This window comes from Sporosarcina sp. NCCP-2222, assembly GCF_023168145.1.
GTDB lineage: Bacteria > Bacillota > Bacilli > Bacillales_A > Planococcaceae > Sporosarcina.
In genome coordinates this window covers 25,273-46,757 of the sequence record NZ_BQYK01000010.1, presented here as the reverse complement: position 1 = coordinate 46,757, position 21,485 = coordinate 25,273, and the positions used below count along the sequence as shown (strand labels likewise).

Here is a 21,485-nt window from a genome sequence, read left to right as displayed (position 1 = left end):
TGATTTGGATATGAGCAATATCATCATCCAGCATCTCAGCATACACCGTTTCGATTGGTATAATATCCCGTTCAATCTTCACGTCAAAAGGTTCTGCCGACTCTCCACGGCGGACAGATAAAGTGACATTCGTCCCTTTCTCGCCACGGATCAACAGTACAGCTTCAGATGAAGACATCCCCTGAATGCTTTTTCCGTCTACTGCCATAATGAGGTCATTCGGCAGTAGGCCAGCGCGTTCAGCAGGAGAGTTTTTAATTGGTGAAACGACTTTAATATAACCATTCGCTTCCTGGATTTCAGCACCGATTCCTTCAAAGCTAGAAGAAATGCTTTCATTCAATTGCTGGGCTTCCTGTTCATTCAAATAATCGGAGAATGGATCACCGAGGGACTCAATCATGCCATTAATGGCCCCATCAATCATTTTCTCTTCATCTACGTTGTCATAGTAGTTCTTTTTCACTTCATCGTAAGCGTCATAGAATTTCTTAAATTCTTTTCGCTCGCTCACCGTAGCGTTTTGAGGGTTGACTACTTCCACCACTTTTTCTTCGCCTGTCGTCAGTGCAAAAAAAGTGACTGCCGCACTGGCCAGTACCAAACCGAAAATCAGCATGACCAAAGTAAATGGTTTCAATCGAACATATCGGTTGGCCGGTGGCTGATATTCTTTCTGTTCCTCGTTGCCAGGGGTATTCTTTTCATTTTCTTCCATACAAGTCCCCCTCTTTCCTTCCAGCATTTTAGCATAAAGTTAAATACTGTTGATTCAATCCAAAAAAAGACCGCTTAGATGCAGCGAGCGGTCCTTCGATGCCACATTATTGAATTGCTGCATCCAATGCGACTTCAATCATGTCGTTGAATGTGGTTTGACGCTCTTCCGAGGAAGTCGCTTCCCCTGTCAGGATGTGATCGCTGACTGTCAAGACCGCAAGCGCTTGACGGCCGTATTTAGCAGCAAGTGTATAGAGGGCAGCAGTTTCCATTTCTACAGCCAACACACCATATTTCGCTAATTTTTCATGCTCAGCATGCTCATTGTAGAAGAAATCTTCCGTGAAGACATTGCCCACTTTAAGATTCAATCCTTTTTCAAGTCCTGCTTGGTAGGCTTTCAAAAGAAGATCGAAATTAGCAGTCGGTGCATAATCAACATCATTAAAGAATGTACGGTTGATCGGTGAGTTTGTAGTTGCACTTTGCGCGATAATGACGTCACGGACTTTAACGTCTTTTTGAATAGCGCCGCAAGTTCCGACACGGATCAATTTTTGTACATCAAATTCTTGCATCAGTTCCGTTATGTAAATGGAAATGGATGGAACCCCCATACCTGTTCCTTGAACTGAAATTCGTTTTCCTTTGTATGTTCCTGTGAAACCAAACATATTACGTACTTCGTTATATTGAGTGACATCCTCTAGGAATGTTTCCGCGATATATTTTGCACGCAGAGGATCCCCTGGCAACAAAATTGTATCTGCTATTTCGCCTTTTTTCGCATTGATATGTATGCTCATATCGTCACGCCTCACTTTCAGTTTTACTTTACTCATCATACAGTTAAACGGTCTATTATGCAATAATAGACCATTTAACGGCTCTGCTCCTGATAGCGTTCAAACAGCTCATCAAACACTGTGATCGGCATCTGTCCATCGGCTTTTTCTTCGAGATAACGAGAAAGACTGTCAAAAGAGCTTTCTTGCTTCGGAAAGCTATGGTCATGGAACATCGCTTCGGCAAATACCGCTTTTGCATCACCTTTTGGTCCTCCTCTGTAAGTTAGGACGAAATGATAGAAGGAACGGTCCATAGTAGCAGCTCCTTACTTTGTAAATAGTTTTTTGTATTCTCCATAACCTTCCTCATCCAGCCGATCAAACGGAACAAAACGTAAAGCGGCGGAATTGATGCAGTATCTCAATCCGGCAGGTCCCGGACCATCTGAAAACACATGGCCTAAATGTGAGTCTGCTGTTTTGCTGCGCACTTCAGTGCGTCTCATGCCATGACTCTGATCAAAATGCTCTGTAACTTCCTGTTTCTCAATGGGTTTTGTAAAGCTTGGCCATCCACATCCCGCGTCATACTTATCAGCCGAACTGAAGAGTGGCTTTCCAGAGACCACATCAACATAGATGCCGTCTTCGAACTGATCGTTAAATTCATTATGAAATGGCGGTTCTGTCCCATTTTCCTGTGTGACATAATATTGCATCTCAGTTAGCTTGTTTTTCAAATCCTCTTTCATGATGGATCCCCCCAAGTCACTTTTTTGTACTGCTCGCGTCCAGAGCCAATGGCATATCGATTATAGTGGGAAGGATTTTTCATATAATAATCCTGATGGCCTTCCTCGGCAGGATAAAATGGTTTCGCAGGTTTAATATCTGTCGCAATCGGTTTATTGAACTTGCCCGACATTTCCAATTCCCGTTTTGATTGCTCGGCAATTTTTTGTTGTTCTTCGGAATGCGTATAGATGGCGGTTCGGTATGATTCTCCCCGATCATAAAACTGGCCGCCTGCATCTGTGGGATCAATCTGTCTCCAAAAGACATCAACCAATTCTTTGTAACTGATCACGTCATCATCAAATGTGATTTCTACTGCTTCCCGGTGACCTGTTGTATTCGTGCATACCATTTCGTATGTCGGGTTCTCAATGTCTCCTCCCGTATAGCCGGACACAACAGATTGAACCCCTTCATAACGATCAAACGGTTTAACCATACACCAGAAACACCCGCCTGCAAATGTAGCTTTCTCTAAAGCCAAGTCCGTGCCCTCCTTTTATCGTCAATCAGGAATGATGACTTCCAATTCGATATTATCCTCTGCCAAGTTAAAAGTTTTAGCTTTCATCTGTATTTTACCGGAGATCGGTATTTCAGAAAGATTAATAAAAATTTCTTCTTCCTTTGGCCGTACGATAATCCAATCTGGCAATTTAACGGAGTCCTTCAAAAATTTCAAGATGGTCGCCGGTTGAATATTCAGGTTGCCAATTTCCATAGAAGATTGCTTCAAGATCAAATTGCCATCTTCCCTGACTACAGGGTCAAAATGCATCGTAACAGGTAATTTAAATGAAAATACTGTTGCTTCCGAATGCAGAACTACATCTTCGCCTACCTGCATAGTAACAGGCATGGTGTCCTGCTTGACCGCTTTGCTGATAAAACCGTTGGCTATACCCTCTAAATCAGCCTTCGTCGCTTTTACAGTCAATTTATTGCCAGCAGAATTATATGTTTGGACTTTGGGCAAAGGTTCCGAATCCTCAACATTTCCAAGAAACCAGATTAGCCCCACCAATACAGCCGCAATCCCTCCTAGCAATGTAAAAAAAGCGATTTTCCAAAAATTCAAGCGCCATCACTCCCCAAAATCCAATTTCCCTTCCGACAGTTCAGCCAAACCGCATTTCTGAATAGATGCTTGATAGCGGGCAGCCATCGTATCGTAGCCTTTTGCATTCGGATGAAAGAAGTCGGTATGATAAACTAAGTCTTCGTTTGTATCAAACAAATCGAAAACAGGTACAAAGCAAGCTTTTTGGTCCATAATTGCCTGCACCTCAATTGCTTCATTCCAATCCTCTATAATCGTCTCAAACTCATTTGGTTCATCCGTCACAATGGAAAAAGGATTATATAGACCCGCGATAACAACAATCGCATCGCCATTCAATCCGCGAATGATTTTAAAGACCTCATCTAATCGATTTTCAAATTCACCAAGTTCAGCATAGAATGGTTTCATCTTCAATTTGAAAATGTTGGCTTTTACGACCTTCATAATATCATTGCCGCCAATTGTCATATAGATAACATCGGCCTTTTTTATTTCTGATTGAACTTCTGGGTCTTCCAGCTGTTCAATCAGCTGGTCGCTTCTTTTTCCTCGTTTCGCCAGATTGTTGCTCTCAATTTCTTTAACGCCTTTCCATCTCTCCATGTCTCTTGTCATCCGGCCAAAATAGCCATCTTTTTTTCGTTCATCTCCAACACCTTCCGTCAATGAGTCTCCTAAACCGACTACATATACCGTTTCGGGAATGAAATAGTCCGGCACGTACCAGTCGGTGAAGGCAGAATCCACCCTTCCGGCGAAAGGGGCGCCGCCCTCGAGATTCTCATCGGCTTGGCAGCCGGCCAATAAACACGAGAAGATGACCATGAAGACAATGTACCTTCTCATAAACACAGTTCCTCATTTCTATGTGTAAGTGAAACTAGTCTTTTTCGGTCTTGCCAGTCCGCTTTTACACTTGAGTATGACAAGCAGCATGCCGTGTTGCCCTACGTGAATGGACTATGAAGTATCAGTCTGTATAATACATAAAACCGATTGCCCCTTCACCTGTGTGAGTACTGATGATCGGAGTTGTGAATGACAATTTCACGTCATTCCATCCCGATTCCTCGATGATTCGTTTCAAAGGTTCTGCCATCGCTAACCCATTTGCATGAGAAATACCAATCGCTTTAATGATTTTCCCTGCAGTTTCTTCTTTAAATGACTTTACTAATTGGGAGACGACTTGTTTATGGCTTCTTGCTTTTGAGACCGGAGTATAGACACCGTCCTGTAAGGTGGCAATCGGCTTAATATTTAGCAAGGAACCGATCATAGCTTTCCCTTTCCCGATTCTGCCGCCTTTCACAAGATTATCAAGCATGTCGACGACAACAAAGAGCGTAGTGTTTTTCCGCACTGCAGTGAGCCGGTCTTCAATTTCTTGGACTGACCGCCCATCCTTTGCCATTTTTGCTGCTTCGACCACTTGAAAAGTCAACGCATGTGAAATATACATAGAGTCAATGACTGTAACGGATGAATCAGTCATCTGAGCTGCTGCTTCTGCAGATTTCACAGTTCCGCTCATACCACCAGTCATATGGATGGATATGATCTCGCTCCCATCTGCGCCAAGCCGGTCATACAGTTCTTTAAAAACACCGACTGCCGGCTGTGAACTTTTCGGAAGTTCCTCTGCTTCCCGCATGAGGTCAAGAAAAGATTCGGGCTGGAGATCAACCCCGTCTTGATATGTCTTCCCTTCAATTTGAATGGTTAATGGCACTACGTGGATATCGTACTGATCCACATACTCCTTGATGAGATCCGCAGTGGAATCTGTCACGATATGAATCTTCTTCATGTATTACACTTCCCTTATCTTATTGGCAACGTTCTTCTTATTTTAGTATAGTAAAACGAAAGGAGGTCATTTTTATGACAGAGGCTTTTGATTATAAAAACGACAAAGAAGAATTATGGAATGCAATCACCCATGGAATTGGGTTTGCAGTCAGCATACCGGCACTGGTTTTCCTCATTCTTTCAGGCGTCGAAAAGGGAAAGGCCATTGCCGTTGTAAGCTTCGCAATATTTGGCGTTTCCATGCTCCTTTTATTCCTTATGAGTACACTGCTTCACAGTATGCCTAAAAAGCATAAACGCCTATTCTCCATCTTCGATCATTCTGCCATCTATGTCTTAATAGCCGGAACGTATACACCCTATTTGCTTGTAACAATACAAGGCAAATTGGGATGGGCATTGTTCGGCATCATTTGGGGACTCGCGGCAGCCGGCATATTGTTCAAGGTGTTTTTCATTCACCGCTTTGAATATGTATCGCTCATCTTCTATATCGTCATGGGATGGCTCATCATTTTTGCCATAAAGCCCCTCTATCAAAATATTCCTCTCCCAGGTTTCATCCTGCTTGTGGCAGGGGGAGTCCTTTATACAGCTGGCGCTTATTTTTACGCTGCCCGGAACATTCCATACAATCATGCGATTTGGCATGTATTTGTACTGGCAGGCAGCGCAGCCATGTATTTTAGCGTCTTATTATATTGTTAATGCTTAAACGCCTTCGAATCGTCGGAGGCGTTTCTGTATGCTTATGATTCCTCAATATTTTCCCGGTCATAAATAAAATAAGAAAACGGTGTGGAATCTTCCATGAAATGATCTTCGGATTCAGAGACGAGCTTCCACCCGGACCCGTAGGCAGGAAAATACGTGTCCCCTTGAAATTCCTTCCGTATAACCGTCACATAAATGCGATCGGCGAATTCTATTGCCATTTCGAATAGTTGGGCTCCCCCGATAATCACGATCTCCTCAGAGTACTCTCTGCCTTTTTTGATGGCTTCGTCAAGAGTATGGGCAACCACTGCCCCTTCGGCTTCATACGCCTCATTGCGCGTGACAACTATGTTTAATCTTCCAGGCAAAGGCCTTCCAATGGACTCAAACGTCTTTCTGCCCATGACGATTGCCTTCCCCATAGACATTTTCTTGAAATAAGCGAGTTCCTCAGGAATATGCCATGGCATTCTATTTTCAAAACCGATCACTCGGTTCAGATCATGCGCCACTAACATAGAAATCATTGTTCAACACTCCTTTACACTGCGATAGGTGCTTTTATTTTCGGGTAAGGGTTATAGTTCTCAATTTGAATATCTTCATACGTCAAATCAAAAATAGACTTTCCTTCAGCATGTAGCCGCAATGTCGGCAATTCTCTCGGTGTACGTGACAGCTGCTCCTTCACTTGCTCTACATGATTAGAATAGATGTGTCCGTCGCCAATCGTATGGATAAATTCCCCTACTCCATACCCGCACTCATGTGCGATCAGATGGATCAGTAAAGCATACGACGCTATATTGTATGGCACGCCTAGAAACACATCCGCACTCCTTTGATACAACTGGCAGGAAAGTTTGCCATCGGCAACATAGAATTGGAACATCGTATGGCACGGCGGAAGAGCCATGTCGTCCACTTCGGCGGGATTCCAAGCGCTGACTATGTGCCTTCTTGAATCTGGGTTGTTTTTTAATCCGTCAATTAAGTTTGTAATCTGATCAATCGTACGATCGCCGACTGTCCAAGAACGCCACTGCTTTCCATAAATCGGACCGAGGTCACCGTACTTTGCCGCAAACTGGTCATCTGTCAGAACACGTTCCTTATATATGGCCATCTCTGCTTCAAACGTTTTAGCAAATGATTCATCCTGATGAATGCGCCTGCCGAAATTCGTCATATCGGGTCCGGTGTACTCATCACTCTTTACCCACTTTTCAAAACCCCATTCATCCCAAATTGGATTCCGATCTTGAATCAATGTACGTAAATTAGTATCTCCTTTTAAAAACCACAATAGCTCGGAGGCGATCAAGCGAAAAGCAGTCTTTTTAGTAGTCATTAAAGGAAATCCTTCATTTAAATCATAACGCATCTGATAACCGAAAATGCTGATCGTTCCGGTACCTGTGCGGTCTTCTTTCACTGTTCCTTCTGATAAAATATGCTTACATAAATCCAAATATTGTTTCATCTCTAAAAGCCTCCTTGTACTTATAGCCAGTATAACGAAAAAACCACTGAAATGATATTAAGACAACCACTTCGGCGGTGTATTCTTCGCCACTTTTCAATGTTACTTCCTACCTTATCTATTCTTCGATAATAAACGTAACTTATCATATTTTTTCCTTATGAGAAATCAATGAGCTCTCGAGATCAATGAACACCAATCCAAATATTCGGGCTTCTTTTTTCGTTTTCAAACCAACCTCAATAATTTCCTTATTGTCCAAGCTACCACTCAAAAGCAAAAAGCACTTACCCACGAAACGTATCCATTTCAAAAGTAGTATATACGGAACGTCAAGTGGGACAAGTGCTTTTTACAGTTAGCATCGTGGAGGAATTATTGGGAGTCGAGAATCCACGTATTTTCAAACTCTCTAATACACCTGCTCGAGTCATCCGCTAGTCAACAATCCAGTTTTTCCTCTCAAGCATGCACGCTTATCTATGAATAAGAAATTTTATTACTTATATTTTTTGCCTTCTGCAGAAATAAAAAACCTTTCAAACTAAATATATAAGTTGTAAAGAATTACATACTAAAAAACGCTCATCATGATGACGAGCGTCCATACAATTTTATGACAACCATTTCGGCGGTGTATTTTTCGACCAGAAGATGTCTCCGATCGAGTGATGCGCTATAAACTCATCTTCTGCTGTGTGATAGTGAAAATTATAGAAAAAGCCGTCTTGCGGACGTTTTTCAGTCCGGACATGAAAACGGATCAAATCCTTTTCTTCATCTTTGTCGAAAACATGAAAAATCTTTTCTGCATAGTTTCCAGATGGTGTTTCTGTAATTGCGAGTCTTCGTTTATGAAGATCGCCTTTGCTTTCCAAAGTTCTTTGAATTACTTCCTCGATTTTAGGGAAAATAACAGCATCAAATTCATTTTGAATAACCGGACCGATTTTGGAACCAAACTTCAGATAAGACAGATCCTTCGCCGAGGTATATAACGCGGCAATGTCCGTAGAATCTTCCAATGAAGGTTCTGACTGAAAATAACTGTCTTCAAGACCAAAATCAAACTCCTGGCTAATGGAAGGTTGATCGCTTTCCCGAGTATCATCTTTCGGATTTAAGTTTGTCCAGATTTCATGGCTTGGCGATATGACACCTAATGTCAATATCGCAACGGCAGCCATCATGAGTTTTTGTAAGTATTGTCTCATTTCATTCACCCGCTTGATCGTACGTCCGATGAACTACGATATATTTGTCTTTTTTGTGTATATTTTCTAACACTCTTACTAAGTAAGACGAAAACAACTTGAAAAGGTTTCATATTTCTACTTTTCATTGTACAATAAAACCATGAAGATTTGGAGTGTAATGTAAGGAGGTTTTTATACAATGGATGTTCAACTATGGATTGGAATCGGAATGCTCGGACTCATTCTTTATTTAAGCTCCTTGAATTTTACTCATTGATCAAAAGAGTTCAGGTTAGCCTGAGACATTGGCTATATAACCTGGACAACCTTAGCGCTCCCTTTGCCTAAGTTCACGCGAATGATACGGCTGTTCAAGGGAGCCGGGTTGCGGTAATTCCGCAGCCTCCAATATTTTTTTAAGTACTTATTATAACTAATGAATCAAAAGCCGTCCTTTCATTTGAAGGACGGCTTTTTCACCTTTCGGCATAAGCAAAATGAAATTTTGTATTGGGCCGGACAATCCGGTTCAAGTGAAATTGTTCAAATACACCGGAGTCATAATGATCTTTTACGACGACTCGCTGACGTGAAACACGAAGTGCCTGCTCCATCCATTCATCCGTTAACGGGGTATGGACGCCCACCGAGCGCAAGGAGGTAAAATTCGTGGATTCCTCGATCGGTGCGCTGAACATCGTATCAATATATACAATATCCCAGGATCGATCTGCTTGTTGCTTCAATCTTTCAATTGCGTCTCCTTGAACAACATGAATACGTTTCATTGCAACGGCTAATTCAGGAACCGCAGCCTCGTAAGATTGAAGACCTCTCTTTGTAATAAAGGCCACCGCAGGATCTGCTTCCACTCCTTCCACCCGCCCATCATTGCCAGCAACAAAGGAAGCGATAATGCTGTCAGAGGCTAGCCCAAGCGTGCAATCAAAAAAGGAATTGCCCGCCTTTAAACGACTTACTTCTATTAAAGGATCTGTCTCCCCCTTCAACATCCGCTTTAAACGAAATGCCGCTGAATTGGGATGGAAGAAAAATGGCTCCTGCGAACCAAATGCGAAATATTCAAATCGATTTTTCCCGGCAACTAATACATGCGCAGAATAGGTCTCTTGCATATTGCGAACTGATCGTTTTCTTCGCTCGATCACCGGATGGCCAAGCAATTGACTTGCCGCTTCTGCCAGCCGATATGTTTCCTCATCGGGCCTTCCTGCAGTTGTAATGATGGTTTTCAATTTCCGCAAATTTGATCGAGGACCCCGGAAATATGCTCCTTGATTTGTTCCATTTCAAAGTTTTCAATTTGCTCCCGCGGGATGAAATACGCAAGTTTTTGATCCTTCCAAAAAGCGATGGAAGGTGAACTTGGCGGCACTTCGGGGAAGTAGCTCCGCATGATCTCAGTTGCTTCCTTATCTTGGCCGGCAAACACGGTCAATAGGTGGTCTGGACGATGCTCCGCTTGCCCCACTGCTTCCCTAACTGCAGGCCGTGCCAATCCGGCTGCACATCCGCAAACGGAATTAATGACTACGATTGCCGTCCCTTCAAGATTATCCATCGTTTCTTTTACCTCGTCGGCTGTCGTTAGCTCGGTAAAACCAGCAAGGACAAGCTCTTCCCGCATCGGTTTCACGATGCCTTTCATGTATTCATCATAAGCATTCATTTGAAATCCCCTTCCCAACCAATATGTCTATTCGTTTCCCGTTTTATTTTACATGTATTTATATTTAATTTCATGGAAACAGAACTGGAAGGCTTCTTTACGCACATTAAGGATCGGTTGATGGATAAAAACGCTAAAATGCATTTCATTTAACATTCTAATTTTAAGTTAATAAAAACTTGTTTGTACCGTATAATTAGCATGTTATTTAGCAATGGCTCATCAGTTATGATTTTCTCGCCAAAAGTTTTGCCGACTCACTTTGAATTTAAGCCCTATAATTGATATAACAACAATTGATGTCACACCAATTCAAATCGAATCTCGACCCTAATTGGTATGCTCTTTACTATTTTCTTCCTGTTTCCCACACTTTTGGAACCCGGTCTATTCTTATGGTCTTTTTGTCTCAGTCCTTTTCCGCATCCGTCCAGACGACCTTGTACAGAAAGGCGGTGTCATAAGCTTCTAGTTCTTCAGGCAACCCACCGTTGTCCGATGGACCGAGACTGCGGAGCATGCTGCCTTTTGTTCCGACCCAAGCAGCAAGATATGTCGGTTTATCCTTTAGGAGATTGGAATCTGTTCCTACCAGATTCCCAAATGAACGGGCTAAGGTTGCTACTTCAATGGGGTATGTGGTCGATGTGCTTCCTGAAGGGTAGCTGAGCACGATTTTCGCTTGTTTTTCATCAAGTTCCGCAACGTTAAATGCTAAATGCAATGAACTCCCCTTTGAACTGCTTGTCAAGCGTTGAAGATGTCACGAGCAATTCCTCTTTGAATTTTCCGCCATGGTAGACCTCGACGGAATATTTGAGATCTTCGTCTTCAGAAATTTTTCCGTTCACTGTAAAGAATTGCGGAATGGTTGCTCCTGACATCGAAAGTAATAACGCCTCCTGTTCGCTCAATGTATACGGCTCGATGCTCAATGTTTCACCGGTTGGATCTTTCGGAGACTGGAAAGAGCAGCCCGCTAAAAGAAATATCGAGATGAAGGCGATTAAATACTTATCGAAATGCTTCATTCAACTCCCCCTTTTATTGCTTGATCTTATTTGTTATACGTATTTTAATACAATAAGGTTCATTAAATATCCCTTATGCCAATTTTTATTAGAGAAGACTATTTCAGGTCTTTTAACTCAATTAATATTTAACCATTTACTTCAAAAACTGTTATTCATTTTCGACTAACAACTCACCTTATTTAAATCTATTCGGTTGAGGGGAAGAAAACGCTAAAATGCAATTCGATTAACATCCTAATTTGCAGATATTAACAGCCGCGAAACCGATAAAATCAGCGCTGTAATTCGCAATGGCACCTAATGTATGACGTGTTGTAAATGACCAACCAATAGGTATACCAAATCATCTGAATTTAAGCCATATCGTCGAGATATAACAAAAAACAGGGACACAACTTCATATGCGAATTGCGTCCCCGAATGGTATGTTATTTAAAGTTTTCACCCCGAGTTGCAAACTCGTAAGTATGTTTACATAATATTATTATCTGCTACTTGTAAAGCGGCTTAAAAAATCTTGCAGCCGTTCACTCTTCGGATTCACCAAAATTTCTTCCGGATGTCCCTCTTCTTCAATCACGCCTTCATTTAGGAAAAGCACACGATCGGCAATGTCCAATGCAAAATCCATTTCATGCGTGACAAGGATCATCGCCATTTCACCGGATTTCGCCAGTCCGCGAATCACTTCCAATACCTCACCGACCAGTTCCGGATCCAATGCGGAGGTTACTTCGTCAAACAGCATGACTTTAGGTTTCATCATCAGCGCCCTCGCCATAGCGACCCGCTGCTTTTGGCCACCTGACAATTGACTCGGATACAAATCAACCTTATCGGACAGCCCGACTTTATACAACATCTCCAAGGCGTTTTTGCGGACAGCTGCCTTCTCCTTCTTTTTTACAATGGTTGGGGCAAGCATGCAATTTTCCAATATGGTCATGTGAGGGAACAGGTTAAAATGCTGAAATACCATGCCGATGTCACCACGGATAGCCCGCAAGTGTTTCTCATCAGCAGGTAGCATTTTACTCCCCTTTTCCATCATCCAGAGGTTGTCACCATTTACTTCAATTACACCAGAAGTAGGCTCTTCCAATGTCATAAGCAATCGGATTATGGTCGTCTTCCCTGATCCACTCGGACCGATCAATGCCACTTTTTCTCCCGGCGCGATATCTAGATCGATCCCTTTTAGAACCTCTATATCTCCGAACGCTTTTCTGATATTTTTGTATTGCACAATCGGTGCATTCATTATCTAAAACTCCCCATCTTTATAAAGTTGCTGTTCTCTTATCGAATCTGCGATTGTATTTCCTTTCGAGCTTCCGTATTAGCAGTGCGGATGGATAACTCAATAAAAGGAAGAACAAAGCGACGACTGTTAAAGGTTCGACAAATTTATAATATTGCGCGCCATAGTCGTTTGCGATATGCAGCATCGCGACCACTCCAATTGTAGAAGCGAGAGGAACTTCCTTAAACATGATAATGAGATAATTCCCCAACATCGGTATCGTGGGAGGGATTGCTTGCGGTAAAATGATATGCAACCATTTCTGTTTTACCGATAAATTCAAAGCGGTCGCAGCTTCCCATTGTCCTTTTTCCACACTTTCGATTCCCGAACGATACACCTCTGAAGTATATGTGCTGAAGTGGAGACCGAGGCCAAGTATGGCTGCGGCGAACGGATTTAAAGCTATACCTATACCCGGAATGGCGGGCCAGGCATAATAAATGAAGAAAAGCTGCACGAGAGGCGGGGTTGACCGGATGAATTCTGCTATCCATCTAAACAACCAGTTAACTGGCTTCCACGGAATCCGGTTCATGAACACCCAGAAAAAGCCGAAAATCATAGCGAATGCATAACAGGCAATGGTCAAGCCGAGTGTAATCCATAATCCTTTAAAGATTAATGGAATGACATGAAAAAACACATCCCAACTCCAAGTCATCCGTGTACCACTCCCTTCTTCGCGAATTTTTCCATACGTCTAGTAAGAAAGATAAGTGGCAGCGCCAGAAGGAAATAGACAATTAAGATTAACAAATAAACTGTTGGCGCTTCAGACAAATGAGTGCTCCGATAAATATTTCCGTAATACAACAGATCCGTTAAACCAATCAATGAAACTAAAGATGTCGCTTTTAATATTTGGATAATGTAATTTCCAAATTCAGGTAACATCATGCGAATTGCCTGGGGCAAAATGACAAAACGCATCCGTTGGAACCCAGTGAAATTCAGTGCAATTGAAGCCTCTGTCTGACCGGCTGGTATGGAAAGGATGGCACCTCGAACAATTTCAGACATGTAAGCGCCGTAATTCAGTGAGATCGCCAATACTGCGACCCATATATCACTTCCGAGGTGAATATTGAACAAACCGGGCAATGCGTAGGAGAACCAGAATAACTGGACAATTAACGATGTGCCGCGGAAAATCTCAACATAAAATCCGGTAAACTTAGTAACTAGCAAGTGGTTCGAGACTCTTGAAAGGCCAGCTACGAGAGCAATTAGCGTGGAAAAAACGATCGATAATAATAACACGATCAACGTTATCTTTAACCCGCTCAATAAAACGAGCGAAATATCTGCTATGGAACCCATCGAAACAACTCCGTTTTTAGACTATTTCTGTACTCAGCAGCAGTCCCCCACTTGATAAAAGCGGGGGGTATGCTCAGCAAACCATTCGGCAACTTCTATTGGCGCACTAGACACTATAGGCCACCAACTAGTTTGTTGTCAGTAGTTTTCGCCGCAGCAAATGCTTTCTGTAGTCAGCTCTAGGTCAACAACGTTCAGCTCTTCTGTGAAGCCGTAAGGCTCAATTAGCTCTGCAATTTTTCCGCTTTCCTTCAGTTTTTTTAGTTCTGCATTGTATGCTTCGCGCAATTTATCATCATCAATACGGAACGCTGCCGCACCATAGCTCGGGACCCCTTCTATTTCGGGCTGTTCAAAGTCACCTACGAATTCCAATTTGTCTTTGTTAGCCGATTCCAAAGCCATTTTGATCGTCATTTCCGTGCCCGTCGTAGCGTCAGCTCTGCCAGATTCAACTGCTGCAAAGGATGCCGGAATATCAGGGACCATCATAATTTGCTTCTCATTTACCCCTTCTCGCAGCATGAAATCTTTTTCTGTAGCACCACTCATGACTGCCACTTTTATGTCTGGATTCGAAGCAATGTCCTTATAACTACGAAGGTCTTTCGGATTACCAGTCTTCACAATAAGACCTTCTCCGTATTGCATTTCTGGCTCACCGAATGCAACATTTTCGCAACGATCCGGAGTGATGGCCATCCCTGCAGTAATTACATCAAATTTCCTAGCGCCTAATCCAGGGATCAGCTGTGAGAAATCAGACAGATGCCCATCGACTTCCTCTATGCCAAGGTTTTCGAAAACGGCCGTTGCAATTGCGACTGCACCGCCTTTCAATTCACCATTTTCTTCATATGCATATGGTTTCTCATTTGCGAAACCAACTTTTACAACCCCTTTGTCCTGGAGGGACTTCAACAGATCCCCTTCTGCCGCAGTTGAATTGGATTTTCCATTCCCGCATGCGGCCAGCAATAAAACAATTCCCATGGCTACTACAATACCTTTGATTTTCTTCACAATTGACCTCCTTAGTATTTTCATCAAACCAGAAAGTTTGATAGTTTCCAGAGTAACATAGGAAATTTTTCAGTTCAACTGCATATCTACTTTTTCAACATCCAATTAACTAAATAACAAGCAACTAAACCATACATATCAACACTCTAGATAATTTGTATATTTTATTTAAAATTTTCATCCAGCGGCAATTTTTAAAGTGAAAGCGTTTCATTTATCGTTTTTTATGCAAGGTTTTTTCCAATTATACATTTATGATTTAATGAAAAAATAAAATAAAATAATTGTTGTAAAATATCGATTTAAGCACTGCTCTGTCTGTTCGCAGAGAGTTTTGACATGTACGTTTTTCATTATTTCTTCAACTCATTCAGCTTCGCACTCCCTTCACATTTTTTATTCGAATTAAAACAAAAAAGGTGACATTCATTTAACATGAATGTCACCTGCTTCTGTATTTAACCATTACGAATTTCTGTCATCTGCTTCCAAATAGAACCTTTGGCATCTTCCCCTTCTTCAATACGGGCAATTGCCATACCAACTTGGAGTCTGACTTCAAACTCAGGATCGTTCTCCGCTTCACGCAAAGCCGGAAGCGCATTTTCTGTACCTGTTTCATACAAAAACATCGCTGCACGCCAACGAACTAGCTTGTTTTTGTCTTTTAACGCCTCAATTGCTGCTGCTTCAAAACCTTCAAATCCAAGGTCGCTCATACAATCTCCCGCAGTCCGGCGCACTGCCCAGCTTTTATCTTGTAATGCTTTTTCCACTAACGGTATGACTGCTTCATCTTCCACCATTCCTAAGTAGACGGTCGCCAGCCGACGGATAGACATTTTTTCATCACCCAAGGCAGCTTCAAGAAGCGGAAGATCGGAAACATCAGGATCAGGCATTTGGTCAAGCAATTGGAAACGCTTTTCCCATTCATCCACACAAAACTCTTCAACGGACACCTTGTTTTTATTTTTGCCTGCAAGATTGTCTTTTTGTTCTGTAAATCGTTTTATGATTTCCGCTAACCTTTCCTCCGGGTATGCGGCTTCAATTTCGGAGACCACCGTTTCTCCAATCTCCTTTTTATCACCGTAGCGGATGCCATAGTCCGCCCATTTCCGCAACAAGATATAGTTTTCCACTTCAGCGCCTTGTACTTTATCCATCGCTTGACGAAAACGGTCGCTCAGACCGAATCTTTGTTCAGACTCACTGTCGAAAACTTTTACTTGCAGAGGAATATCTTTGTACGTTTGGACATGGACATACACTTCTCCAAAATGTTCATCTGCCGCCGGGGCTGTGTCTTGCACGCTTTCACTTTCTTCGTTGAAAACGGCTTGGACAGAAGCAAGTATCGATTCCCAGGCGACATTTCCCACACGCTCAATGGCCATAAAATTCAAGACATGATAAATCCCTTTCACACCTTGAATGGACAGCAATTCACGGATAGGTGAGGATACGTCTTGCGCATCCTCTTTTTTGTAGTTATGGCTGACGCCTGCCGGCAATTCAGTATCCAATACAATTTTCATCGAGTTGGGGCTAGGCGTAGGCTCAATCGTTACAATTTTCATGACGGAAACCCTCCTCTTCTTTAAGATTCAGCAATTTCTTGCAAATACGTCCAACGTTCAATTAACATTTCATACGTAGCATTTAACTCATCGAGCTTCCCAGTCAATACTTGCAATGTATCATAATCCGAACCGGACGTAACCATTTCTGCTTCCGTCAATTCGATTTCGGATTCCACTTTTTCAATATCAGCCTCAATTGTTTCCCATTCCCGCTTTTCAGCATATGTCATTCGTTTTTTAACTGGCTGCGGAGCCGTTTTCACTGGGACCGGCTCTGTTTTAGCCTCCACAGCGCGCTCCTTTGTTTCTGCTAATTTCTCATTCAAATAATCTGTATATACGCTGAAGATGACATCAACCTCGCCAGAACCGTCCAAAGCCCACAACTTCGTGGAGGTCCTATCCAAGAAGAATCGATCATGCGAAACTGTCAGGACGACTCCAGGGAAAGTGTCAATATATGATTCCAATACAGATAAAGTATCAATATCGAGATCGTTGGTCGGCTCATCTAATAAAAGAACGTTCGGCTGCTCCATCAATAGCTTCAGCAGGTGAAGACGTTTTCGTTCTCCGCCGGACAATTTACCAATTGGGGTACCGTGACTGGATGATGGGAACAAAAAACGTTCAAGCATTTGAGTGGCGGATATACGTACGCCATCTGAATCTTCTATGTCATTTGACGTTTCCCTAATATACTCAATAATTCGTTTGTTCTCGTCCATTACAGGAATTTGTTGATGGAAATGAGCAAGCTTAACAGTGGCCCCTCTTTCAATCGTCCCTTGATCCGGCAAAAGTTCACCAGCTATCAACTTCAGTAATGTTGTTTTCCCTGCCCCATTCGGTCCAACAATCGCAATGCGGTCTCCCGTCTGAAGAATGGCTGAAAAAGACCGAATCACTTCTTTGTCTGCATACGTTTTCGAGATTCCTTCCATCTCTACTACTTTTTTGCCAAGACGGGAGGTCTTTAAGGAAACATCTAAGTCCATACCATTATCATTTTTCTTCACTTGTTCTTCCAGTTCTTCAAACCGTCCGATTCTTGCTTTCTGCTTTGTTGAACGCGCCTTGGCACCACGTCTAATCCATTTCAGTTCATTGCGATAGCGATTCCGCATTTTGGCTTCTGTCGCCTGCGCCATTTCTAGCCGCAATGATTTCGCTTCCAGAAAATCCGCATAATTCCCTTTATGTGAGTACAGAGTCTTATCTGCAAGCTCATAGATACTCGTTGACAATGCATCCAAAAAATATCGGTCGTGAGTAATGAACAACACAGCACCCGGCTCGTTGTTCAAATAATCTTGAAGCCACTCAATCGACTTGACATCCAGGTGGTTGGTCGGCTCGTCCAACAACAATAGATCGGAAGGTTCGATGAGCACCTTGGCAAGGGATACTCTTTTTTTCTGCCCTCCGGATAACTCACCCATTTTCTTATCAAAAGTATCGATTCCTAATTTTGTAAGGATGGTTCTTGCTTTTGTGTTGAGATCCCAGGCAGACGTGGCGTCCATTTCATTTTGGAGACGGGCGTAACGTTCCTGATGTACAGTAGACTCCGAATCCTCCGATAGAGATGCGAGGGCATGTTCATAATCCAAATTAAGCTTAATGATCGGTGCCTCACTCGTAAAGACCGATTCAATGACTGTTTTATCCGGATCGACGAATGGCTCTTGCGGCAAATAAGCGATCGAATATTTATTGGGATGATCCTTTGTCAGTTCATCTGCCGGCTCCTGCCCAGCCAAAATCGACAACAGCGTCGATTTGCCAGTCCCATTGATGCCGATTAGTCCAATTTTGTCTCCACTCTCTATTGTAAAGGAAATCTTATTAAATAACGTTTTCTCCCCTACGGTTTTAGTTAAGTTCTCTATAATTAATTGACTCATCTTTCCACATCCATTTCTACTGACTGCATACTACTATCATAGCTCATAAGTAGTCCAGTGTGCATATAAGTTGTTTATAGCTGTCGCTTTCTAAGAGAGCCCGATATCGCTTTTGCACATGTTATTTCACCAAAAAATCAGTTAAAGGTTTAGCGGTAGGGGAACTGGGTATTCAGTGTACGGAAAGATTTTAAAATTGTTTTATTAACCACTGTTTATTATTATTTGAAAATAGAACTTTATAGACAATTCCGAAAGAGAAAGTGCTATTTATTAAGTCTGAATCAAATTAATAAATGGAAATAAATTATTTTTGACAAATAAAAAAGTTTGTTTATATAATAGAGCAATATAAAGGAGGAAATGAAATGTCGGAGTATACTAAAGAACAAATTGTCGAAAGTGTTCCACAAAAAGGATTCTTTGGCCACCCGAAAGGTTTGTTCACATTATTTTTCACTGAGTTTTGGGAGCGCTTTTCTTACTATGGAATGAGGGCCATCCTCGTTTTCTATATGTACTATGAAGTCTCTAAAGGCGGTCTTGGATTAAGCGAAGAACTCGCATTATCCGTCATGTCCATTTACGGATCTCTCGTTTACATGTCCGGTATCATCGGAGGTTGGCTCGCTGACCGTGTATTCGGGACATCAAGGGCTGTGTTCTTCGGTGGAGTCTTTATTATGCTCGGTCATATTGCACTTGCCATACCTGGAAATGTCGCATTATTCTTGCTCTCCATGGTATTGATCGTAATTGGGACAGGCCTCTTGAAACCGAATGTATCGAGTATAGTCGGGGATATCTATTCAATGGACGACAATCGTCGTGATGCTGGCTTTAGTATTTTCTACATGGGAATTAACATGGGTGCCTTCATCTCCCCATTAATTGTTGGCGAACTGATGAAGACAAGCTTCCACTTAGGCTTTGGTGTTGCAGCGATCGGAATGTTTATCGGTCTCGTCATATTCGTTGCTACGAAAAAGAAAAACCTAGGTCTTGCAGGATTGCAAGTAAAAAATCCACTTTCTGCAAACGAAAAGAAAAGAATTTTCACAATCTTTGCGGTTGTCGCTATTGTAATCGGTATCTTCGTTGCGATCGCCATTCCAAAAGGATGGTTAACTTTTGATTCGTTCATCGCAATCGTCGGTATTCTAGGATTCTTGATTCCTGCAGCTTATTTTATCGTCATGTACCGCAGTCCGAAAACGAATGACGTAGAACGGTCACGGATTTTAGCTTATATTCCTTTGTTCCTTGCATCTGTCATGTTCTGGGCGATACAAGAACAAGGTTCGACGATCTTAGCGCTTTATGCGGATAAACGCACCAACTTGGATTTCATGGGCTTCCATATCTCTCCAGCTTGGTTCCAGTCGTTGAATCCATTATTCATTATTACCTTTGCACCGATATTTGCATGGCTATGGGTGAAATTGGGCAACCGCCAGCCTTCCATTCCACAAAAGTTCTCGCTTGGTATCTTGTTTGCCGGTATTTCATTTATCGTCATCCTCTTACCTGCTTACTTCGGAGGAACGGATGCATTGGTGAATCCACTTTGGCTTGTCCTAAGTATTTTCACTGTCGTTATTGGTGAATTGTGCTTGTCTCCTGTCGGTTTGTCCGCAACGACTAAATTGGCTCCGGCAGCATTCTCGGCGCAAACGATGAGTCTCTGGTTCCTTTCCAACGCGGCAGCACAGGCGTTGAATGCACAATTGGTTAAACTCTATTCCCCAGAAACAGAAATGATGTACTTCGGTGTTATCGGCGGTGTCGCCATTGGGCTAAGTATTTTGCTTTTCGCGATTTCTCCGATTATCCAACGATTCATGCGTGGCGTACACTAATATCATCTAAGACTGCAGACTCCAACTTTACTGTTGGACTGCAGTCTTTTTTTTGAAAAAATCCTCAATACTATCCGATCTGATTAATACTTTTCTCTTCTTTTCGATATGATGAAGTATTGTCAATTCGAATCGGAGAAGAGGGATACCATGTATTTTTTGTTATTGATCATTTTACTTTCAGTATTGCTGTTGCCATTTCTCATCCCAGCCATTGAAAGAAACTTGGAGCTCTTTCTTTTTGTAATGGGATTGTCAGCTGCAATTTGCAGTGGTGTTTTGGACAAGGGATTATTACTGAAAGCCATTGAAGATCCTGCAATGATTACAATAGCAGTTGTGGCTGCTGGATTCTTATTCAAATGGATCCGCCATCCTTTCGAAACAGGAATTACAAAATTAATGCAGTTTCTTCCCCAGCGACTTTTCTTCCCGATCATCATTATCGTATTAGGTTTGCTTTCCAGCATCATAACTGCCATTATTGCAGCCATCATTCTCGCTTCCATTACGACGGTATTGAACCTCCACAGGAAATCTGAAATTCGTTTTGTCATTCTGGCTTGTTTCTCAATCGGGTTAGGTGCAGTCCTCACACCAATTGGCGAGCCTCTAAGCACGATCGCCACGAGTAAACTAAACGCTGATTTTTCCTACTTATTCAACCTTATTGGATCTGATATTTTATTAGGCGTAACGATTTTCGGCATTTTAGGGGCAGTATGCATTGAACCTGTAAAGAACCTGTCTCCAACCAGGCGAAGCCAAAGCGAGGAATCTGCCGCAGGCATACTTTGGCGAGGTGTGAAGGTATATGTATTTGTCATGGCATTAACGATGCTAGGCGCCGGATTTGAACCGGTCATCGAGCGTTTTTTAATCGGCGTAAACCCTTTGATTCTTTATTGGATCAATATGATATCCGCCATACTCGATAATGCTACGCTCGCCGCAGCAGAAATCAGCATCCAAATGGACGCACATACCATACGCTCTGTTTTGCTTGGCTTGTTAGTGAGCGGAGGTATGCTAATTCCCGGCAATATACCTAACATTATTGTGGCTGGGAAACTAAACATTACGAGCGCAGAGTGGGCTCGCTTTGGATTGCCACTTGGTTTACTCGCTATGTTATTTTATTTCATTGTCATCGTTACTACTCGCTAACCATGACAAAACAATAAAA

General features: G+C 42.3%; 24 protein-coding genes. 3 read left to right on the top strand and 21 right to left on the bottom strand.

The window, feature by feature from the left end; translation table 11 throughout:
- From NCCP2222_RS17725 to NCCP2222_RS17690, 8 genes are all read right to left on the bottom strand, one after another.
- On the bottom strand, nucleotides 1-718 hold a 718-nt coding region (locus NCCP2222_RS17725; RefSeq protein ID WP_248513718.1), incomplete at its 3' end, for a S41 family peptidase.
- 106 nt (nucleotides 719-824) lie between these two features.
- Nucleotides 825-1,526, bottom strand: coding sequence for a purine-nucleoside phosphorylase (gene deoD, locus NCCP2222_RS17720; RefSeq protein WP_248513717.1), 702 nt, complete (start codon nucleotides 1,524-1,526; stop codon nucleotides 825-827).
- 74 nt (nucleotides 1,527-1,600) lie between these two features.
- Nucleotides 1,601-1,822 (bottom strand): YozE family protein, encoded by a 222-nt coding sequence (locus tag NCCP2222_RS17715; protein WP_248513716.1) that lies wholly within the window; start codon nucleotides 1,820-1,822, stop codon nucleotides 1,601-1,603.
- 12 nt (nucleotides 1,823-1,834) lie between these two features.
- Entirely contained in the window at nucleotides 1,835-2,260 is a 426-nt protein-coding gene (msrB, locus tag NCCP2222_RS17710) for a peptide-methionine (R)-S-oxide reductase MsrB (protein WP_248513715.1), read from the bottom strand.
- Nucleotides 2,257-2,787: a peptide-methionine (S)-S-oxide reductase MsrA gene (gene msrA, locus NCCP2222_RS17705; RefSeq protein WP_248513714.1), complete on the bottom strand. Its 531-nt coding sequence runs from the start codon at nucleotides 2,785-2,787 to the stop codon at nucleotides 2,257-2,259. Before msrA ends, msrB begins: the two co-directional genes overlap by 4 nt.
- 21 nt (nucleotides 2,788-2,808) lie before the next feature.
- Nucleotides 2,809-3,381: a YpmS family protein gene (locus NCCP2222_RS17700; RefSeq protein ID WP_248513713.1), complete on the bottom strand. Its 573-nt coding sequence runs from the start codon at nucleotides 3,379-3,381 to the stop codon at nucleotides 2,809-2,811.
- Between the two features lie 6 nt (nucleotides 3,382-3,387).
- Entirely contained in the window at nucleotides 3,388-4,212 is an 825-nt protein-coding gene (locus tag NCCP2222_RS17695) for a GDSL-type esterase/lipase family protein (protein ID WP_248513712.1), read from the bottom strand.
- 124 nt (nucleotides 4,213-4,336) lie between these two features.
- Entirely contained in the window at nucleotides 4,337-5,176 is an 840-nt protein-coding gene (locus NCCP2222_RS17690) for a DegV family protein (RefSeq protein ID WP_248513711.1), read from the bottom strand.
- A 74-nt stretch (nucleotides 5,177-5,250) separates the two neighbouring features.
- On the opposite strand from NCCP2222_RS17690, the gene trhA reads away from it, so the two are divergent.
- Complete coding sequence (trhA, locus tag NCCP2222_RS17685; protein ID WP_248513710.1) at nucleotides 5,251-5,886, top strand: PAQR family membrane homeostasis protein TrhA; 636 nt, start codon at nucleotides 5,251-5,253, stop codon at nucleotides 5,884-5,886.
- Nucleotides 5,887-5,927: 41 nt separating this feature from the next.
- Here trhA and NCCP2222_RS17680 read toward each other — a convergent pair whose 3' ends face one another.
- From NCCP2222_RS17680 to NCCP2222_RS17620, 13 genes are all read right to left on the bottom strand, one after another.
- Entirely contained in the window at nucleotides 5,928-6,422 is a 495-nt protein-coding gene (locus tag NCCP2222_RS17680; RefSeq protein WP_248513709.1) for a dihydrofolate reductase, read from the bottom strand.
- Nucleotides 6,423-6,436: 14 nt separating this feature from the next.
- Nucleotides 6,437-7,378, bottom strand: a complete 942-nt coding sequence (locus NCCP2222_RS17675; protein WP_248513708.1) for a thymidylate synthase — start codon at nucleotides 7,376-7,378, stop codon at nucleotides 6,437-6,439.
- Between the two features lie 614 nt (nucleotides 7,379-7,992).
- Nucleotides 7,993-8,592 (bottom strand): YpjP family protein, encoded by a 600-nt coding sequence (locus NCCP2222_RS17670; protein WP_248513707.1) that lies wholly within the window; start codon nucleotides 8,590-8,592, stop codon nucleotides 7,993-7,995.
- A 458-nt stretch (nucleotides 8,593-9,050) separates the two neighbouring features.
- Nucleotides 9,051-9,839 (bottom strand): class I SAM-dependent methyltransferase, encoded by a 789-nt coding sequence (locus NCCP2222_RS17665; RefSeq protein WP_248513706.1) that lies wholly within the window; start codon nucleotides 9,837-9,839, stop codon nucleotides 9,051-9,053.
- Nucleotides 9,827-10,264: a BrxA/BrxB family bacilliredoxin gene (locus NCCP2222_RS17660; RefSeq protein ID WP_248513705.1), complete on the bottom strand. Its 438-nt coding sequence runs from the start codon at nucleotides 10,262-10,264 to the stop codon at nucleotides 9,827-9,829. Before NCCP2222_RS17660 ends, NCCP2222_RS17665 begins: the two co-directional genes overlap by 13 nt.
- 409 nt (nucleotides 10,265-10,673) lie before the next feature.
- Nucleotides 10,674-10,988 (bottom strand): hypothetical protein, encoded by a 315-nt coding sequence (locus NCCP2222_RS17655; RefSeq protein ID WP_248513704.1) that lies wholly within the window; start codon nucleotides 10,986-10,988, stop codon nucleotides 10,674-10,676.
- Nucleotides 10,972-11,295 carry a hypothetical protein gene (locus NCCP2222_RS17650; protein ID WP_248513703.1) on the bottom strand — a complete coding sequence of 108 codons (324 nt, stop codon included), beginning with the start codon at nucleotides 11,293-11,295 and terminating at the stop codon, nucleotides 10,972-10,974. The genes NCCP2222_RS17655 and NCCP2222_RS17650 overlap by 17 nt, the downstream gene beginning before the upstream one ends.
- Before the next feature lie 487 nt (nucleotides 11,296-11,782).
- Nucleotides 11,783-12,559 carry an ectoine/hydroxyectoine ABC transporter ATP-binding protein EhuA gene (ehuA, locus tag NCCP2222_RS17645; protein WP_282570733.1) on the bottom strand — a complete coding sequence of 259 codons (777 nt, stop codon included), beginning with the start codon at nucleotides 12,557-12,559 and terminating at the stop codon, nucleotides 11,783-11,785.
- Between the two features lie 19 nt (nucleotides 12,560-12,578).
- Nucleotides 12,579-13,265 carry an ectoine/hydroxyectoine ABC transporter permease subunit EhuD gene (ehuD, locus tag NCCP2222_RS17640; RefSeq protein ID WP_248513702.1) on the bottom strand — a complete coding sequence of 229 codons (687 nt, stop codon included), beginning with the start codon at nucleotides 13,263-13,265 and terminating at the stop codon, nucleotides 12,579-12,581.
- A complete protein-coding gene (locus NCCP2222_RS17635; protein ID WP_248513701.1) occupies nucleotides 13,262-13,924 on the bottom strand; it encodes an amino acid ABC transporter permease in 663 nt (220 codons plus the stop codon). The genes ehuD and NCCP2222_RS17635 overlap by 4 nt, the downstream gene beginning before the upstream one ends.
- Nucleotides 13,925-14,062: 138 nt before the next feature.
- Complete coding sequence (ehuB, locus tag NCCP2222_RS17630) at nucleotides 14,063-14,947, bottom strand: ectoine/hydroxyectoine ABC transporter substrate-binding protein EhuB (RefSeq protein WP_248513700.1); 885 nt, start codon at nucleotides 14,945-14,947, stop codon at nucleotides 14,063-14,065.
- Between the two features lie 458 nt (nucleotides 14,948-15,405).
- Nucleotides 15,406-16,530 carry a conserved virulence factor C family protein gene (locus tag NCCP2222_RS17625; RefSeq protein ID WP_248513699.1) on the bottom strand — a complete coding sequence of 375 codons (1,125 nt, stop codon included), beginning with the start codon at nucleotides 16,528-16,530 and terminating at the stop codon, nucleotides 15,406-15,408.
- Between the two features lie 20 nt (nucleotides 16,531-16,550).
- The gene (locus NCCP2222_RS17620; RefSeq protein ID WP_248513698.1) at nucleotides 16,551-18,440 is read right to left on the bottom strand and encodes an ABC-F family ATP-binding cassette domain-containing protein; all 1,890 of its coding nucleotides are present in this window, start codon (nucleotides 18,438-18,440) and stop codon (nucleotides 16,551-16,553) included.
- A gap of 368 nt (nucleotides 18,441-18,808) precedes the next feature.
- Between NCCP2222_RS17620 and NCCP2222_RS17615 the strand changes: the two genes are divergently transcribed.
- Together NCCP2222_RS17615 and NCCP2222_RS17610 are read left to right on the top strand one after the other, a co-directional pair.
- On the top strand, nucleotides 18,809-20,299 hold the full coding sequence (locus NCCP2222_RS17615) for a peptide MFS transporter (protein WP_248513697.1): 1,491 nt from the start codon (nucleotides 18,809-18,811) through the stop codon (nucleotides 20,297-20,299).
- A 150-nt stretch (nucleotides 20,300-20,449) separates the two neighbouring features.
- Complete coding sequence (locus NCCP2222_RS17610) at nucleotides 20,450-21,466, top strand: DUF1646 family protein (protein ID WP_248513696.1); 1,017 nt, start codon at nucleotides 20,450-20,452, stop codon at nucleotides 21,464-21,466.
- Nucleotides 21,467-21,485: the final 19 nt, after the last annotated feature.